Source organism: Pseudomonas sp. BLCC-B112 (assembly GCF_028550695.1).
Taxonomy (GTDB): Bacteria; Pseudomonadota; Gammaproteobacteria; order Pseudomonadales; family Pseudomonadaceae; genus Aquipseudomonas; species Aquipseudomonas danubii.
Map to the genome: position 1 here is coordinate 189205 of NZ_JAQQGK010000003.1, position 15005 is coordinate 204209.

Here is a 15005-nt window from a genome sequence, read left to right on the forward strand (position 1 = left end):
AACAGTGCGTATTACGCAATTGGCTATGCTTAACAGACTGTTCTGACGTGGCATGGTGTGAACAAACCCGTACAATACGACGATGTACCAGGCTTATTCAGAATTGCACCGTTTCAGAAGCAAGGGGCAGAGTGTTAAAAGTAGCCCCAGTTACGCCGGTCAACTTTATTTACCTGCTCGGATTGAGCAGTATCTTGTAGTCAATCACCCGTTGGACGCGCTTATGGCGCAGGAAAAGACGCGTTTTGAAGAAATCCACCGCAGCACCTAAACCTGTTGTTCCGCTCTGGCGTCAGCAATTGCACTACCGGCTCAAGGAAGGTGCATTGATCGCCATTGGAGCCCTGTGCCTGTTCTTGATGATGGCACTTCTGACCTACGGTAAAGATGATCCGGGTTGGAGTCATAACAGCAAGATCGAAGATGTGCAGAACTTCGGCGGTCCCGCAGGCTCTTACAGCGCCGATATCCTGTTTATGGTGTTGGGTTACTTCGCCTATATCTTCCCGTTGTTGTTGGCGATCAAGACTTACCAGATCTTCCGCCAGCGCCATGAACCCTGGCAGTGGAGCGGCTGGCTGTTTTCCTGGCGGCTGATTGGCCTGGTGTTCCTGGTGCTGTCCGGCGCTGCCTTGGCACATATTCACTTCCATGCTGCCACGGGCCTGCCGGCCGGTGCCGGTGGTGCTCTGGGCGAGAGCCTGGGCGACCTGGCCAAGAATGCACTGAACGTGCAGGGCAGTACCCTGATGTTCATTGCCCTGTTCCTGTTCGGCCTGACGGTGTTCACCGACCTGTCGTGGTTCAAGGTGATGGACGTCACAGGCAAGATCACACTTGACCTGTTCGAACTGTTCCAGAGCGCTGCCAATCGTTGGTGGGATGCTCGCGTCGAGCGCAAGCAACTGGTGGCGCAATTGCGCGAAGTGGATGCCCGGGTCGATGAGGTGGTGTCCCCGAGCATTGCCGACAAGCGCGAGCAGGCCAAGGTCAAGGAGCGTCTTATCGAGCGCGAACAGGCCTTGAGCAAGCACATGTCCGAGCGCGAGAAGCAGGTGCCACCGGTGATCACTCCGGTGGTCACCAAGGCGCCGGAGCCGAGCAAGCGGGTGCAGAAAGAGAAGCAAGCGCCGCTGTTCGTCGACAGCGCGGTGGAAGGCACCTTGCCGCCGATCTCGATCCTCGATCCGGCGGAAAAGAAACAGCTCAATTACTCCCCCGAATCCCTGGCGGCCGTCGGCCATCTGCTGGAAATCAAGCTCAAGGAGTTCGGCGTCGAAGTTGCGGTGGATTCCATCCATCCCGGTCCAGTGATTACCCGTTACGAAATCCAGCCGGCGGCCGGGGTGAAAGTCAGCCGTATCGCCAACCTGGCCAAGGACCTGGCGCGTTCCCTGGCGGTGACCAGTGTGCGCGTGGTGGAAGTGATTCCCGGCAAGACCACCGTGGGCATCGAGATCCCCAACGAAGATCGGCAGATCGTGCGCTTCTCCGAAGTGCTCTCGACCCCGGAATACGACAACTTCAAATCCCCGGTCACCCTGGCCCTGGGTCACGACATCGGCGGCAAGCCGATCATCACCGACCTGGCGAAAATGCCTCACCTGCTGGTGGCCGGTACCACCGGTTCCGGTAAGTCGGTGGGGGTCAACGCGATGATCCTGTCGATCCTGTTCAAGTCCGGCCCGGAAGACGCCAAGCTGATCATGATCGACCCGAAGATGCTCGAACTGTCGATCTACGAAGGCATTCCGCACCTGCTGTGCCCGGTGGTCACCGACATGAAGGACGCGGCCAACGCCCTGCGCTGGAGCGTGGCGGAGATGGAGCGCCGCTACAAGCTCATGGCCAAGATGGGCGTGCGCAACCTTTCGGGCTTCAACGCCAAGGTCAAGGAAGCCATCGAAGCCGGCACGCCGCTGGCGGACCCGCTGTACAACCGCGAAAGCATCCACGACGAAGCGCCGCTGCTGACCAAGCTGCCGACCATCGTGGTGGTGGTGGACGAATTTGCCGACATGATGATGATCGTCGGCAAGAAGGTCGAAGAACTGATCGCCCGTATCGCCCAGAAGGCCCGAGCCGCCGGTATCCACTTGATTCTCGCGACCCAGCGGCCGTCGGTGGACGTGATCACTGGCCTGATCAAGGCCAACATCCCGACGCGCATGGCGTTCCAGGTGTCGAGCAAGATCGACTCGCGGACCATCATCGACCAGGGCGGCGCCGAACAGCTGCTGGGCCACGGTGACATGCTCTACATGCCACCGGGCACCAGTCTGCCGATTCGCGTCCACGGCGCCTTCGTCTCCGACGATGAAGTGCACCGCGTGGTGGAGGCCTGGAAGCTGCGGGGCGCGCCGGAATACAACGACGACATCCTCAACGGTGTCGAAGAGGCGGGCAGCGGTTTCGAAGGCAGTAGCGGCGGTGGCGACGGTGATGATCCGGAAGCTGACGCGCTCTACGACGAAGCCGTGCAGTTCGTCCTGGAAAGCCGCCGGGCCTCGATCTCGGCGGTACAGCGCAAGCTGAAGATTGGCTACAACCGCGCTGCCCGGATGATCGAAGCCATGGAAATGGCCGGGGTGGTGACGGCGATGAACACCAACGGCTCCCGCGAAGTGCTGGCGCCGGGCCCGATGCGCGACTGATCCCTGTTTCGTTTTCAGCGGCGTGAGGCCACGCCGCTCGCATACCCATCCAATTTATGAGGAATTCCATGCGCCTGATTCGCATGTTGCTGCTGCCGGTACTGGCTGTGACCTCCCTGTCGGCCCACGCCGACCCCAAAGATGTGGCCCGCCTGACCCAGTTGCTGGAAAAGTCCCAGACCCTGACCGCGCGTTTCTCCCAGCTGACCCTGGACGGCAGCGGCACCCAGTTGCAGGAAACCGCCGGTGAGATGTCCCTGCAGCGCCCAGGCCTGTTCTACTGGCACACCGATGCGCCACAAGAACAGCTGATGGTTTCCGACGGCCAGAAAGTTTCCCTGTGGGACCCGGACCTGGAGCAGGTGACCATCAAGAAGCTCGACCAGCGCCTGACCCAGACCCCAGCCTTGCTACTGTCCGGTGACGTGTCGAAGATCAGCGAAAGCTTCGACATCACCTCCAAGGAGGCCGGTGGTGTGATGGACTTCACCCTCAAGCCGAAAACCCGCGACACCCTGTTCGACAGCCTGCGTCTGTCGTTTCGCAACGGCATGATCAACGACATGCAGTTGATCGACAGCGTCGGCCAGCGCACCAATATCCTGTTCACCGGGGTCAAGGCCAACGAAGCGATCCCGGCGTCCAAGTTCAAGTTCGACATCCCCAAGGGTGCCGATGTGATCCAAGAGTAAGCAGCCGCAACCGCAAGGTTTCGAAGGTAGTCCATGGACCTGTTTCGTAGTGCCCCGATCGCCCAGCCACTGGCCGCACGCTTGCGTGCGACCAACCTGGACGAGTACGTCGGTCAGCAGCACCTGCTGGCTCGGGGCAAGCCGCTGCGTGAGGCCTTGGAGCAGGGTGCCCTGCATTCGATGATCTTCTGGGGCCCTCCGGGAGTGGGTAAGACCACCCTGGCGCGGCTGCTGGCGGAAGTCTCGGATGCTCACTTCGAAACCGTCTCGGCTGTGCTGGCCGGGGTCAAGGAGATCCGCCAGGCGGTGGAAATCGCCAAGCAGCAGGCCGGGCAATACGGGCGGCGGACCATCCTTTTCGTCGATGAAGTGCACCGTTTCAACAAGTCCCAGCAGGATGCCTTCCTGCCCTACGTGGAAGACGGCACGCTGATTTTTATCGGCGCCACCACGGAAAACCCGTCCTTCGAACTCAACAACGCCTTGCTCTCCCGGGCCCGGGTCTATGTGCTCAAGAGCCTGGATGAAGCGGCCCTGGGCACCCTGGTACAGCGCGCCCTGACCGAGGAGCGCGGTCTGGGCAAGCGCCAGTTGAGCCTGAGCGACGAGGGCTTCCAGATGCTGCTGGCGGCGGCCGATGGCGATGGCCGGCGCATGCTCAATCTGCTGGAGAACGCCTCGGACCTGGCCGAAGACGGCGGCGAGATCAGTGTCGATCTGTTGCAAAGCCTGTTAGGGGATACCCGCCGCCGTTTCGACAAGGGCGGCGAGGCGTTCTATGACCAGATTTCCGCGTTGCACAAATCAGTGCGCGGCTCCAACCCCGACGGCGCCCTGTATTGGTTTGCACGCATGCTTGATGGCGGTTGCGACCCGCTGTATCTGGCCCGGCGCGTGGTGCGCATGGCCAGCGAAGACATCGGCAACGCCGACCCGCGGGCGCTGAGCCTGTGCCTGGCGGCCTGGGATGTGCAGGAGCGCCTGGGCAGCCCCGAAGGCGAGCTGGCGGTGGCCCAGGCCATTACCTACCTGGCCTGTGCGCCGAAAAGCAACGCCGTGTACATGGGCTTCAAGGCCGCCATGCGCGCCGCTGCCGAGCACGGTTCCCTGGAAGTGCCGATCCATCTGCGCAACGCCCCGACCAAGCTGATGAAGCAGTTGGGTTACGGCGACGAGTACCGCTACGCCCACGACGAGCCGGATGCCTACGCCGCCGGTGAAGATTACTTTCCCGAAGAACTCGAACCCTTGCCGCTCTACCAGCCGGTGCCCCGTGGCCTGGAACTGAAGATCGGCGAGAAGCTCAAGCACCTGGCCGCCCTGGACCGGGCCAGCCCCCTGCAGCGGAGAAAACCTTGATCCCCCTGATCCTCGCAGTTTCCGCCGGCGGCGTGGCCGGTACCCTGTTGCGCTTCACCACGGGCAACTGGATCAACGCCAATTGGCCGCGGCACTTCTATACCGCGACGCTGGCCGTTAATATCGTGGGCTGCTTGCTGATCGGCGTGTTGTACGGACTGTTCCTGGTCCGTCCGGAAGTGCCGATCGAAGTGCGTGCCGGTTTGATAGTGGGCTTCCTCGGTGGCCTGACGACTTTTTCATCCTTTTCACTGGATACCGTGCGTCTGCTGGAAAGCGGACAAGTGGCGCTGGCCCTGGGCTATGCGGCACTGAGCGTATTCGGCGGGCTGCTTGCTACCTGGGCCGGCCTGTCCTTGACCAAACTTTGATAAACGAGAGAACGACATGCTCGATTCCAAACTGTTACGTAGCAACCTCCAGGACGTAGCGGATCGTCTGGCATCCCGCGGCTTTGCCCTGGATGTGGCACGCATCGAAGCGCTGGAAGAACAGCGCAAGACCGTGCAGACCCGCACCGAGCAACTGCAGGCTGAACGTAACGCGCGCTCCAAGTCCATCGGCCAGGCCAAGCAACGCGGCGAAGACATCGCCCCGCTGATGGCCGACGTTGAGCGCATGGGGAACGAGCTGAGCACCGGCAAGGTGGAGCTGGAAAACATCCAGAGCGAACTGGATTCGATCCTGTTCGGCATTCCCAACCTGCCTCACGAATCGGTGCCGGTCGGCGAAGACGAAGACGGCAACGTTGAAGTGCGCCGCTGGGGCACCCCGACCACCTTCGACTTCCCGATCAAGGACCACGTGGCCCTGGGCGAAACCCACGGCTGGCTGGATTTTGAAACCGCGGCCAAGCTGTCCGGCGCGCGCTTCGCCCTGTTGCGCGGCCCTATCGCCCGTCTGCACCGCGCCCTGGCGCAGTTCATGATCAACCTGCACACCGGCGAGCACGGCTACGAAGAGGCCTACACTCCGTATCTGGTGCAGGCTCCGGCCCTGGTGGGCACCAGCCAGCTGCCGAAGTTCGAGGAAGACCTGTTCAAGATCACTCGCGAAGGCGAAGCCGATCTGTACCTGATCCCGACCGCCGAAGTGTCCCTGACCAACATCGTTGCTGGCGAGATCCTCGATCCGAAGCAACTGCCGCTGAAGTTCGTCGCCCACACCCCGTGCTTTCGCAGTGAAGCCGGTGCTTCGGGCCGCGACACCCGCGGCATGATCCGCCAGCACCAGTTCGACAAGGTCGAGATGGTCCAGGTGGTCGAGCCGTCGACTTCGATGGAAGCCCTGGAAGGCCTGACCGCCAACGCCGAAAAGGTCCTGCAACTGCTGCAACTGCCGTACCGCGTACTGGCCCTGTGCACCGGCGACATGGGCTTCAGCGCGGTCAAGACCTACGACCTGGAAGTCTGGGTGCCGAGCCAGGACAAGTACCGCGAGATCTCCTCGTGCTCCAACTGCGGCGACTTCCAGGCCCGTCGCATGCAGGCACGCTTCCGCAACCCGGAAACCGGCAAGCCGGAGCTGGTGCACACCCTCAACGGTTCCGGCCTGGCCGTGGGCCGCACCCTGGTGGCGGTGCTGGAGAACTACCAGCAGGCCGACGGCTCGATCCGTGTGCCGGACGTGCTGAAGCCTTACATGGGCGGCCTTGAGGTCATCGGCTAAATGGAATATCTGCCGCTGTTTCACAACCTTCGCGGCAGTCGTGTGTTGGTGGTCGGTGGAGGGGAGATTGCCTTGCGCAAATCCCGTCTGCTGGCCGATGCCGGTGCGCAGCTGCGAGTGGTCGCACCTGAAATAGAAGCGCAATTGCAGGAACTGATCGTCGCCAGCGGCGGTGAGTCCCTGCTGCGCGGGTATGTCGAGGCCGACCTCGACGGCTGCACCCTGATCATCGCCGCCACCGACGACGAATCCCTCAATGCCCAGGTTTCCGCCGATGCCCATCGGCGTTGCGTCCCGGTCAATGTGGTGGACGCGCCGGCCCTGTGCAGCGTGATCTTTCCCGCTATCGTCGACCGTTCGCCGCTGGTCATCGCGGTCTCCAGCGGCGGCGATGCACCGGTGCTGGCGCGGTTGATCCGGGCCAAGCTGGAAACCTGGATTCCCTCCACTTATGGCCAGTTGGCCGGGTTGGCGGCGCGTTTTCGGGCACAGGTCAAAGGCCTGTTTCCGGATGTGCAGCAGCGCCGGGCGTTTTGGGAAGACGTGTTCCAGGGCCCCATCGCCGATCGCCAACTGGCGGGGCAGGGTGCGGAAGCCGAGCGTCTGTTGCAGGCCAAGATTGCCGGCAAGGCGCCTCAAGCGACGGGCGAGGTGTATCTGGTGGGCGCGGGCCCGGGTGATCCGGACCTGCTGACCTTTCGCGCCCTGCGCCTGATGCAACAGGCCGACGTGGTGCTCTACGACCGTCTGGTGGCACCGGCGATTCTCGACCTGTGCCGCCGCGATGCCGAGCGCATCTACGTTGGCAAGCGCCGCGCCAATCATGCCGTGCCTCAGGAGCAGATCAACCAGCAACTGGTGAACCTGGCCCGGCAAGGCAAGCGCGTGGTGCGGCTCAAGGGTGGCGATCCGTTCATCTTTGGCCGTGGCGGCGAAGAGATCGAAGAACTGGCGGCCCACGGCATTCCATTCCAGGTGGTGCCGGGGATTACCGCAGCCAGTGGTTGCTCGGCCTATGCCGGGATTCCCCTGACTCACCGCGACTACGCGCAGTCGGTGCGCTTCGTCACCGGTCACCTCAAGGACGGCACCAGCAACCTGCCTTGGAGCGACCTGGTGGCACCGGCCCAGACCCTGGTGTTCTACATGGGCCTGGTGGGTTTGCCGACCATCTGCGAGCAACTGATCAAGCACGGTCGCAGCGCCGACACGCCGGCGGCCCTGGTTCAGCAGGGCACCACCAGCAACCAGCGAGTCTTCACCGGCACCCTGGCCAACCTGCCGACGCTGGTGGCGGAACACGAAGTACATGCCCCGACCCTGGTGATCGTTGGCGAAGTGGTCCAGCTACGCGAGAAGCTGGCCTGGTTCGAAGGCGCTCAGTCCGAGGTCTGAAAAGCTTCGCCGGCAAGCCGACTCCTACAGGATCGATGTAGGAGCTGGCTTGCCAGCGAAAGCGCCCTCAACCCCTGCACCAAACCCCTTGTCCGCTCAACCGTTGCCGATCATGGGCGCGGCTGAAGTCCTGCTGCGGCCCCTTTGGCACAATCCCGGTCGGATTGATGGTGCTATGGCTGGCGTAGTAGTGCCCCTTGATATGGGCAAAATCCACCGTCTCGGCTATCCCCGGCCACTGGTACAACTCCCGCAGCCAGTTCGACAGGTTGGGATAATCGGCAATCCGCCGCAGGTTGCACTTGAAGTGGCTGTAGTACACCGCATCGAAACGAATCAGTGTGGTGAACAGCCGTACATCGGCTTCAGTCAGATACTCGCCAACCAAGTAGCGCTGTTTACCCAGCAACGCTTCCAAAGCGTCCAGCTCGGCAAAGACATCATCGAACGCCGACTCATAGGCCTTTTGTGACGTGGCAAACCCGGCGCGGTACACGCCATTGTTCAGCGCGGGGTAGATGCGTGCGTTGAGTTCATCGATGCGTGCGCGCAATGGCTGCGGATAAAAATCCAGGTCATTGCCGGTCAGGCCGTCAAAGGCGCTGTTGAACATGCGGATGATCTCCGCCGACTCGTTGCTGACGATGCGCTGTTGCTGCTTGTCCCACAGCACCGGCACGGTGACGCGGCCGGTGTAGTCGGCGCTGTCGGCGGTATAACGCTGGTGCATGAAATCAAAGTGATCCAGCGCATCACCGCTGGAGCCGAAGGCGCTGTCGAAGGTCCAGCCGTGCTCGCGCATCAGCCAACTGACCACCGAGACGTCGATCAGCTGTTCCAGGCCCTTGAGCTTGCGCAGGATCAGCGTGCGGTGGGCCCAGGGGCAGGCCAGGGAGACATACAGGTGATAGCGCCCGGCCTCGGCGGCAAAGCCGCCTTCGCCGCTGGGTCCCGGACTGCCATCGGCGGTGACCCAGTGGCGGCGTTGCGCCTGTTCCCGTTGGAAGGCGCCGTCCTTGCCGCTTTCGTACCACTGGTCATGCCAGCGCCCTTCAATCAGCAGACCCATGAAATGCTCCTCAGCGATTTTGCGTTGGAGTGCAGTCTATTGCGCTGGGTTCGAACAAAAAGCGCAAAACTTGGGCAATCAGGATCGATTAGATCGATCTGTCCCGGGCGTCCCAGTATTGTTGGGCGCGCTCGAAGGCCTGCTCCCGCGGCGTGCCCAAACCGCGCAAGGCCAGGGCCATGGTCGCCAGCAGGGCCAGTTGCGGGTAGCTGTCCTCAACATCACCGCGCCACAGCGCCAGGAGGTGCTCGGGTTCCAGGCTGGCCGGCTTCACATGGCGTTGTGCCGACAATGCCGGCCACTCTTCGTCCCAGCTGACGCCACCGGTGCTGCCGTACAGATGGCTGGTGGTGTCCGGGTTGATCTCGATCTCGCCGCCGTCGCCCTTGATCACGATGACGTTGTCCCCCAGCAGGCCGCTGGCATCGCGGTGCACTGCCTGGTAGCCGGGGTGGAAGATGCTCTGCAGGCCGCAACGGGCGCCCAGGGGATTGAGAATGCGCGCCAGGGAATGGATCGGTGAGCGCAGGCCGAGGATGTTGCGCAAGTCGATCATCCGTTGCAGCTGGGGCGCCCAGTCGCCTAGCGGCATGAAGGCCAGGTTGCCCTGGTCCAGTGCCTGGCTGACCGATGGCCAGTCACGGCACAGGGGGATCCCCAGGGGCTCCAGCAACTGTTCGGTGTACAGGCGCCCGGTGGTATGGGCGCCGCCGCCGTGCAGCAGGATGCGCACGCCGTTCTGCGCCAGGCACTTGGCCGCCAGCAGGTACCAGGGCAGGTGGCGCTTTTTGCCGGCGTAGGTCGGCCAGTCGAGGTCCAGGGCGATCGCCGGGGCGTTGAGGCGTTCGCGCAAGGCCTCGGTGAAGCCCGCCAGCTCTTCCGGGCCTTCTTCCTTGTGCCGCAGCAGCATGAGGAAGGCGCCGAGCTGAGTGTCCTCGACCTTGCCGTCCAGCAGCATGCCCATGGCTTCGCGGGCTTCTTCGCGGGTCAGGTTGCGCGCGCCGCGCTTGCCCTTGCCAAGGATGCGCACGAACTGGGCAAAAGGGTGTTCTTGCGGGGTTTGGGTGAGCAGGGGGGCGAAATCGTTCATAGGCAATTGGTCGGCTTCGGCAGGCCCGCCAGCTTGGCGGCAAGTTTGGCGGGAGTGCCTTTGAACAGACGGTTCAGGTGCAGGCTGTTGCCCTTGTCCGGGCCCAGCTTGAGGGCGGTGTACTTGATCAGTGGGCGGGTGGCCGGGGACAACTGGAACTCCTTGTAGAAGCCCTGCAGCAGTTCGAGGATTTCCCAGTGTTCCGCGCTCAGTTCCAGCTCTTCGTTGGCGGCCAGGGCTTGGGCCACGTCGGCGGACCAGTCGTCGAGGTTGACCAGGTAACCGTCCTTGTCCAGTTCGATGGCGCGAGCGCCCACAGTCAGGGTACTCATAGCCAGGTGTTGACCTTGTCATGCTCAATCGACAGCTCGACGAAGCCCGGGTAATCCACCGCACGGGCCCAGGTCGGCAGCTCCAGGCCCCGGGCTTGCAAGTCCTCTTCCAGCACATACAGCTTCAAGCCGCTGCGGGCGCCCAGTTCGCCGTAAAGAGTGGTGCCCGGCTGCAGGGCATAGGCGGCATCACCGCACAGCAGCAGGCCATCGGCGCTGCCCAGCAGACGCAGGCAACTGCTCAGGCGGGTGTCGGTGAAGGGCGAGTGGGACAACACGTGCAAGGTCGACATCAGAGGGTAATCACCTGGTCAAAACGGTCGATGATCCCGGCCAGTTCCGGGGCGTTGAGCAGCTGTACCGCGTCAAGGCTCAAGGTTGCCGGGTCCAGGCCACGAGTAGCGAGGCTGGCGCTGCAGGCAAACAGTTCGTCGACGCCGAACAGCGACAACGCCTGCAGGTTGGCGCTCAAGTCCTTTTGCCGCAGCAAGGAAGCCTTTTGCCCTGGCGCCAGTTGCAGCACGCCATCGTCGAGAAACAGCAAGCCGATCGGCAGGTCGAAGGCGCCGCCGGCCAGGACGATATCCAGGGCCTCCCGGGCACCAGGGCCGGACCAGGGCGCCTGACGGCTGATCAACAACAGGGATTTGGCCATCTCACGCCCCTCCAAAACAGATCAGGCGGTCGGCGGCCTGTACCGCGTCATGCAATTGCCCGAGCCCCGACAGTTCCCAGGGCGCCTCGACGTTCACCACCGTGCGCTGATAGCGCTGGGCTTCGTCGGCATTCAACACGCCACGGCGCAGGGCGGCGGCGATGCACACCACGCCATCCAACTGATGCTGGCTGACAAAGTCGCGCCATTCCTGGGGCAGGTTCTGCTCATCCTGGGGCGTGACGATGCTGTTGGCGGCGTTGTAGACGCCGTCCTGATAGAAAAACAGCCGGACAATCTCATGCCCGCCTGCCAGCGCCGCCTGGGCGAACAGCAGGGCGCGGCGCGAGGACGGCGCGTGAGCGGCAGAGAACAGGGCGATGGCGAACTTCATGACGGACTCGATGGATAAAACTGCGGCCATGATAAAGCTTTCTCCGTGGATCGGCTAAACCCGATTCGCCGCCGGGGCTCTGGCTCAGGCTGCCCGGGACATATCGGGTAAAGCTTTGCCCGGGCCCTGAAGCCGCAACCAGGGATAGACTCGCGCCTTCAATCAACCTGGGACAAGGAGCAAGGGATGATGGATTTGAATTCGGCGGTGGTGGTGGTCACCGGTGCCGGTCGTGGTCTGGGCGCGGCACTGGCCATCAGTCTGGCGGACCTGGGCTGCAAGCTGATTCTCTGTGGGCGCAATGCCGAGGCCCTGGCGCAGGTGAGTGCGGCCATCGAGACGCGCACCGGCCAGGCTGCCGATTGCGTGGTGGTGGATCTGGCCAGCAGCGACAGCGTCAAGGCGGCCCTGGCGGAGATTCATGTGCGCCAGCCCCAGGTGGACATTCTGATCAATAACGGCGCCATGTGGTTGGAGGCCAGCGAGCAGCCCCACAGCGCGGCCGAGGTCACCGGAGTGATCGATGCGGCCCTGACGGGCACCTTCCTCCTGACCCAGGGCCTGATGCCGGCGCTCAAGGCCTCCACGCGTCCAGACATCGTCACCATCGGTTCCATCAGCGGCTTGCCCAATGCACCCCTGCACAGCGTGTCGCTGCCGTTCTACGCGGCCAAGCACGGACAACTGGCCCTGGCCGACGGTCTGCGCCAGGTGCTCAAGGGCACGCCGGTGCGCTCGCTGTGTGTGCATCCGCCGTATCTGGAGGACATCTCGCCGCTGGACCCGGCCTGGCAGCAGGTTCCGGCACGACAGAAGGGCGAGCAGGGCACCAACCGCGACGTGGTGGAAGCGGTGGTCTTCGCCCTGACCCGACCGCGGCACATCAGCCTGTCATCGATCGTCATCGATACCGACAGCGGCGGTCTGTTCGACTGATGGACGTACAGGTCAGCGGGTCTTGTAGCCCAGTTGCCAGCGTCGCGGGATCTTCAATGACGCGATGCCCAGCAGGGCTGCAAACAACCCGCTGACATACAGCGCCTTGAGCCCCAGGTGCTGTTCCAGCAGGGCACCCAGCACCGCTCCGGCGAACATCCCGCTCCAAGGCACCAGTTGCACTCGCCAGCCGTTGCGCCGATCACCGAGCATCCAACGCCCCAGCCCACGGCCAAAGCGCGACAGGGCCCCGGTGACATAGGTCAGGCCAATGGGCAGGCCGTTCACTTCCTCCACTGCCGCATTGAGCATGCCCATGGCGATAATGGCCGCCAGCAGGGCCGGCAGATGCTGCTCGAAGGGCCAGGCGGCGGAAGCACACAGCAGCGCGCCGATGCTCAGCAGCAAGGGCAGGGCGCGATGCCCGGCCAGGCGGCTGACCACCACGCCCAGGGCGTTGCCGACGATAAAGGTCGCCACCAACAGCAGCAGGCGCAGCACCAGGCCCAGCTCGCCATCGCTGATGGCCACCGCCATGCGCGTGGTGTTGCCGCTCATGAAAGACACGAAATCGCCAGTGGCCATGAAGCCGATGGCGTCGGTCATGCCAGCCAGCACCGAAAGGCAAGCCACCAGCCCGAGGCCGACCCGCCCACGCCATTTCTGCGTGTGCTGCAGGGCGGCGCTGGCCGATTGGGTGGAAGTCGAAGGCAACATCGTCGGTTCTCCTGAACAGGGACTACGGGGGACGCGTGCGGGTCAAGGTTGTGGATCGAGAGGGTGCAGGGCGCAGTATTCATCCCACGGCATGCCGGCCATTTCCGCCACTTCCCTGTGCACTTCAAGGCGCTGGGCGTGGAATTCCTCGGGGCTGGCGGCGGTCAGTTGCAGGCTCAACTCCCAGGCGAACAGCCCCAGGCGCTCGGCTTCGGCTTCAAAGGCTTCATGCAGGCGTTCGTTGCGGTACTGCTCGGGCGTCTCGCCCTTGACCTGGGCCTCCAGCGGATTGAGCTTGTCCAGGGCTTCGCGCAGTTCGGGGCGGGCGGCGAGAAATCTTTCCAAGGCTATTTCGTGGTGCAGGGCATCGGCGGGCATCGGGGCTCCTTGAGGGGAACGGGCAGTCTTCAGGCATCAAGCCCGGGACAGGGGATGTGCTGGCATTTCACTGCGTATCTGCTGCAGATCCTTGTGCGGGATCACGTAGGTGCGGGCGAGCATATCGCCTATTCGCTGGCAGCGGCTTGATTCCGCGCAGGCCATCAGCGGGACAAAGGCGAACGCGGCCTCCAGATGGCGGGTGGCGCTTCTGATCAGTACCTGGATCAGCGTCGGCGGCGTCCCGGCGGCGTTGATCACCACCAGGCCCAGGGCGCACTTGCCGGGCGTGCGGCCCTTGAAGAAATACTCCCAGGCCACGAAGTACAAGGGCCAGACCAGCATGAACAGCATTGAGTGCAGGTAGGGCTCCAGCCCCGTCTGTTGCTCGAGGTCGAGCAAGCGTCTGACCGGCTGCAACGCCAGCACCCCGTGCAGGCTCAGCGACAGGAGCACATACACCGCCAGCGCCAGCACCTGGTCGAGCATGAAGGCGGCGGCGCGGCGCAGGATCAGTTGGGTTCTTGAGACTTCCATGGTCGATTCCAGAGTTTTATCCATCATATCGAGCGCAGTGTAATCCCCGCAGGGCGGGGTGTAGCAGTGGTTTTGACGGGGGCCTACTGCACCCGCACCAAGTCAGCTGACCACGGGCTGTTCGCGACCCATCTCGCTGCGCAACTGGGCAATCAGGTGCAGGCAGTGGGTGAGCCCCGGCGACGGCTCGCCGACCCGGCGGCTGAGGATGATCGGCGAAGTGGCCTCGGGTTCCTGTAGCGGGCAAAAACCGATGTCGTCGCGATGCAGCACCTGCACCGAGGCCGGCGCCAGGGTGATGCCGATGCCGGCGCCCACCAGGCCGATGGCGGTCTGCAATTCGTTGGTCCACTGGGCGATCTTCAGGTTCAGGCCGCGGGCACTGAACAGCGCGATCACATGGTCGGCGTAGCTCGGGCGCGGGTTGGCCGGATACAGCACAAAGGGCTCGTTGGCCAGTTGCTCAAGGCTCACCTCTTGTCCCAGCAAGGGATGGCCGGCGGGCAGGGCGACCACCAGCCGATCCTCGGTCAGCACCCTCTGCACGATGGCCGGGTCGTCGATATGGATCCGCCCGAAGCCGATGTCGATGCGTCCTGCCTTCAAGGCTTCCACCTGTTGCAGGGTGGTCATTTCCGACAATCCCAGTTCCAGCTCCAGGGTTTCGTTGCTGCGCAGGCGGCGGATCAGTTGCGGCAGCACGCCGTACAGGGTCGAGGGGGCAAAACCGATGCCCAGCCAGGTCTTGTGCCCCAGGCCAATGCGCCGGGTGTTGTCGCAGACCTTGCCCAACTGCTCCAGCACCCGGTTGGAATGTTCATAGAAAAACCGCCCGGCGGCGGTCAGGCGCAGCGGTCGGCTGCGTTCCAGCAACAGCACCCCCAACTCGTCCTCCAACTGCTGGATCTGCCGGCTCAAAGGCGGTTGGGCGATGTGCAGGCGTTCGGCGGCGCGGGTGAAATTGAGGGTTTCCCCCAGCACCTGGAAGTAGCGCAGATGACGCAATTCCATGACAGCTCCCCTGTAGAGACATACATACCTTTAAGGTATCAAGCCAGACCAATTCTATATTGGAACCCCGGAAAAAGCCGGGACAGAATCGAGCGCAGAACTTCAAGAACCTCATGGG

At 63.2% G+C, this 15005-nt stretch carries 17 protein-coding genes; 7 read left to right on the forward strand and 10 right to left on the reverse strand.

Annotated features, from left to right (window positions below; all coding sequences use genetic code 11):
• The first annotated feature begins 245 nt into the window (after nt 1-245).
• The 6 genes from PQT43_RS09795 (at nt 246) to cysG (ending at nt 7768) form a co-directional block, all read left to right on the forward strand.
• The gene (locus tag PQT43_RS09795; protein WP_102881781.1) at nt 246-2654 is read left to right on the forward strand and encodes a DNA translocase FtsK; all 2409 of its coding nucleotides are present in this window, start codon (nt 246-248) and stop codon (nt 2652-2654) included.
• A 68-nt stretch (nt 2655-2722) separates the two neighbouring features.
• Nucleotides 2723-3346, forward strand: coding sequence for an outer membrane lipoprotein chaperone LolA (gene lolA / locus PQT43_RS09800; RefSeq protein WP_102881780.1), 624 nt, complete (start codon nt 2723-2725; stop codon nt 3344-3346).
• 33 nt (nt 3347-3379) lie between these two features.
• Complete coding sequence (locus PQT43_RS09805; RefSeq protein ID WP_267268587.1) at nt 3380-4705, forward strand: replication-associated recombination protein A; 1326 nt, start codon at nt 3380-3382, stop codon at nt 4703-4705.
• Complete coding sequence (gene crcB / locus PQT43_RS09810) at nt 4702-5076, forward strand: fluoride efflux transporter CrcB (RefSeq protein WP_041119048.1); 375 nt, start codon at nt 4702-4704, stop codon at nt 5074-5076. The genes PQT43_RS09805 and crcB overlap by 4 nt, the downstream gene beginning before the upstream one ends.
• Before the next feature lie 16 nt (nt 5077-5092).
• A complete protein-coding gene (gene serS, locus PQT43_RS09815) occupies nt 5093-6373 on the forward strand; it encodes a serine--tRNA ligase (protein WP_102881778.1) in 1281 nt (426 codons plus the stop codon).
• On the forward strand, nt 6374-7768 hold the full coding sequence (gene cysG / locus PQT43_RS09820; protein ID WP_253164785.1) for a siroheme synthase CysG: 1395 nt from the start codon (nt 6374-6376) through the stop codon (nt 7766-7768).
• Nucleotides 7769-7835: 67 nt separating this feature from the next.
• Here the strand turns inward: cysG and PQT43_RS09825 are convergent, their stop codons facing one another.
• The 6 genes from PQT43_RS09825 to tusD all read right to left on the reverse strand — a co-directional run bounded on the left by PQT43_RS09825 (nt 7836) and on the right by tusD (nt 11308).
• Nucleotides 7836-8837, reverse strand: a complete 1002-nt coding sequence (locus tag PQT43_RS09825; RefSeq protein ID WP_267268586.1) for a glutathione S-transferase family protein — start codon at nt 8835-8837, stop codon at nt 7836-7838.
• 88 nt (nt 8838-8925) lie between these two features.
• Complete coding sequence (locus tag PQT43_RS09830; protein ID WP_272753772.1) at nt 8926-9927, reverse strand: glycosyl transferase family protein; 1002 nt, start codon at nt 9925-9927, stop codon at nt 8926-8928.
• Nucleotides 9924-10259: a TusE/DsrC/DsvC family sulfur relay protein gene (locus tag PQT43_RS09835; protein ID WP_016966956.1), complete on the reverse strand. Its 336-nt coding sequence runs from the start codon at nt 10257-10259 to the stop codon at nt 9924-9926. Before PQT43_RS09835 ends, PQT43_RS09830 begins: the two co-directional genes overlap by 4 nt.
• Nucleotides 10256-10552 (reverse strand): sulfurtransferase complex subunit TusB, encoded by a 297-nt coding sequence (gene tusB / locus PQT43_RS09840; protein ID WP_115580489.1) that lies wholly within the window; start codon nt 10550-10552, stop codon nt 10256-10258. Before tusB ends, PQT43_RS09835 begins: the two co-directional genes overlap by 4 nt.
• On the reverse strand, nt 10552-10914 hold the full coding sequence (gene tusC, locus PQT43_RS09845) for a sulfurtransferase complex subunit TusC (RefSeq protein WP_267268584.1): 363 nt from the start codon (nt 10912-10914) through the stop codon (nt 10552-10554). The genes tusB and tusC overlap by 1 nt, the downstream gene beginning before the upstream one ends.
• 1 nt (nt 10915) lies before the next feature.
• A complete protein-coding gene (gene tusD / locus PQT43_RS09850; RefSeq protein ID WP_272753938.1) occupies nt 10916-11308 on the reverse strand; it encodes a sulfurtransferase complex subunit TusD in 393 nt (130 codons plus the stop codon).
• A gap of 186 nt (nt 11309-11494) precedes the next feature.
• Here tusD and PQT43_RS09855 point away from each other — a divergent pair, with 186 nt between their 5' ends.
• Nucleotides 11495-12244, forward strand: a complete 750-nt coding sequence (locus PQT43_RS09855; protein ID WP_213665642.1) for an SDR family oxidoreductase — start codon at nt 11495-11497, stop codon at nt 12242-12244.
• Between the two features lie 12 nt (nt 12245-12256).
• Here PQT43_RS09855 and PQT43_RS09860 read toward each other — a convergent pair whose 3' ends face one another.
• The 4 genes from PQT43_RS09860 to PQT43_RS09875 form a co-directional block, all read right to left on the reverse strand.
• Entirely contained in the window at nt 12257-12961 is a 705-nt protein-coding gene (locus PQT43_RS09860; protein ID WP_272753774.1) for a YoaK family protein, read from the reverse strand.
• 42 nt (nt 12962-13003) lie between these two features.
• The gene (locus PQT43_RS09865) at nt 13004-13339 is read right to left on the reverse strand and encodes a DUF6388 family protein (protein ID WP_110596116.1); all 336 of its coding nucleotides are present in this window, start codon (nt 13337-13339) and stop codon (nt 13004-13006) included.
• 36 nt (nt 13340-13375) lie between these two features.
• The gene (locus tag PQT43_RS09870; RefSeq protein WP_102881768.1) at nt 13376-13876 is read right to left on the reverse strand and encodes an RDD family protein; all 501 of its coding nucleotides are present in this window, start codon (nt 13874-13876) and stop codon (nt 13376-13378) included.
• Between the two features lie 102 nt (nt 13877-13978).
• Complete coding sequence (locus PQT43_RS09875; protein WP_272753775.1) at nt 13979-14887, reverse strand: LysR family transcriptional regulator; 909 nt, start codon at nt 14885-14887, stop codon at nt 13979-13981.
• Between the last annotated feature and the right edge of the window lie 118 nt (nt 14888-15005).